Below are 1980 nucleotides of genomic sequence, written 5' to 3'. Positions count from 1 at the left end.
AGTGTTGGTAGCACTGTTCGAGGGCGTTGATTTTATAGGCTTCATCATGTTAAAGTGACCACCTAATATAGATAAGGCTAATGCAATAGGTGACCACTTGTCAATGATAAAACGAGACAAAAGCCCAAAAGGTGATGGGCAATCCCCGCAATTTAGAATGCGCATAACTCCAGAACTAAAAGGACAGTTTGAAGAAGCAGCCCAAAAATCAGGAATGAGTCTGGCAAACTGGCTTAAGACGTTAGGACGTAAAGAATTAGAACGGTTAGGTATTGAACCTAAAGGATGAACTGAGTCAATTGCATTAGCTCGGTTCACCAGTTTATTTACTCTATAAAATAAAAAGTGAATCAATTTAAGGATAGCATTCGTAAGACTATCCTTTTCTTTCATTATACCACTAAGCATCTTACGAAAAATTGAAATATAGTTCCTCTGATTTTTGGCATAATGAAACCTACTACGATTGGAAGCTGAAAGAATGAATATGACCACTCTTATTTTCCTCTATCTTGTTAAGCTGTCTGCACTCGGCGAGTTGATACCAAATAGCTATCAAGATCAGATTTCAAATAAATAACTTTGCGACCAATTTTATGATATGGAATTTTCTCTTTTCCGGTATGTGCCCAATTAGCAAGCGTTTGTGGAGTAACACCAAGGTAAATTGCAGCTTCTGATCTGGTGAATTTTTCTAAAATTGCTGAGGAAGAATGTACTTTCATTTTTATCACTATGTATTATGAATTATTAATAGTGATAGATTATTTGCAAATAGTAATTTAAAACAGTTATTCTCCTTGTATAACACTACGAACATAAAAGGAAACATAGTTTTTTTCCACAGAGGAGCCATTAACTGAACAAGTATCAAACTCAATCTGTTCAGTTACCGACCAGAAACAGATTGAGTTACTATCATTAAACCTTATTTAGCTTCTTTTCTTCATAATTTGTTTTTGCGTTTTCCTGCCCTGATAATTGAAAAAGAATTCTTCATTTATCCTCATCACTTATTTCAGACAACATAGAAATAATTCTCTGATCTAATGCCTTTTTATTCTCTACCATGCCTGCATGTTCCAGTATGGCTTGTTCTATTCTTTTAGCTGGCTCCTGCAATTCATCAGCACCAAAATGCAAATACCCCTGAGTAACATCGGCACTACGTAATGTTCTGTGATTCATCAGGCGCTTCAAAATATAGTTACCGACTCCCACTAATTCAGCGATTGTACCGAACGTGCGGCGGGCATCGTGCCATTTAAATGGTATCGGTTGGAGCATATCCAAATTTGGCTCAGGAACGGTAGCTGCACTGATACGCTCAATAATATGGCGACATTCTTTGATAACACCTCTCAGACCGGGAAAAACAAAATCCTGTTCTCCTTGCTTCATTACTAAACGCCGACGAAACAAGTTCCTCAAGGTATCTGTAATGGGAAGTTCGAGCGGATCGCCGTTTTTGGTTGTTTCTATCCAGAAATAGCGACCTCCCATATTCACACGATCCCAAGTAAGGTTAAAAATCTCTGACTTACGTAATCCAGTAAACATAGCCATTTCAACCGCATCACATGCAGCAACGGCGACATCATCCCTTTCATTTTCGGCTTTCTCCCGAACAGCAGCCATCGCACCTAATCAGCGTGCTAGTTCATGTGTTCGGATACGCTCAGTTTTTCTTACTGTGCCATGCCATTTACGCTTTGTACTCAAAACTGCGGTAGGTGGATCAGGAAGTAAAACCCTTTCTTCTTCATCTCGGTAATGGTCATGTGCAAAGCGATAAATAGCCCTTAATGACCTCGCCCATAAATCAGCCTGTGCTTTACTGCCACTGCCCACACCTGCGCGTAACGTTGCTTTATCAGCACCAAACCAAACAGTGCCCTCTGTGATAGCCTTATGCCTGAGTTCGACACGCTCCCTAGTTATTGATGCAAGCGGTTGTGGCATCCAATCACCGGAAAAATT

2 protein-coding genes and 1 pseudogene are annotated in these 1980 nt (G+C 39.7%); 1 reads left to right on the top strand and 2 read right to left on the bottom strand.

The window, feature by feature from the left end:
• Positions 1 to 97: 97 nt before the first annotated feature.
• Positions 98 to 289, top strand: a complete 192-nt coding sequence (locus tag PSI15_RS17785) for a toxin-antitoxin system HicB family antitoxin (RefSeq protein ID WP_443256115.1) — start codon at positions 98 to 100, stop codon at positions 287 to 289.
• A 226-nt stretch (positions 290 to 515) separates the two neighbouring features.
• Here PSI15_RS17785 and PSI15_RS17780 read toward each other — a convergent pair whose 3' ends face one another.
• Both PSI15_RS17780 and PSI15_RS17775 read right to left on the bottom strand, forming a co-directional pair.
• Positions 516 to 725 carry a helix-turn-helix domain-containing protein gene (locus tag PSI15_RS17780; RefSeq protein ID WP_273584672.1) on the bottom strand — a complete coding sequence of 70 codons (210 nt, stop codon included), beginning with the start codon at positions 723 to 725 and terminating at the stop codon, positions 516 to 518.
• Positions 726 to 996: 271 nt separating this feature from the next.
• A pseudogene (locus PSI15_RS17775) lies at positions 997 to 1980 on the bottom strand (tyrosine-type recombinase/integrase); the annotation flags it as partial.

It is taken from the genome of Xenorhabdus sp. PR6a, from assembly GCF_028599065.1.
Classification (GTDB): domain Bacteria; phylum Pseudomonadota; class Gammaproteobacteria; order Enterobacterales; family Enterobacteriaceae; genus Xenorhabdus; species Xenorhabdus doucetiae.
This window is presented reverse-complemented; position numbering and strand designations above follow the sequence as displayed.

Excerpts from the sequence above, each read along its gene's own strand:
- PSI15_RS17780 (WP_273584672.1), bottom strand. The coding sequence starts at position 725 with ATGAAAGTACATTCTTCCTCAGCAATTTTAGAAAAATTCACCAGATCA.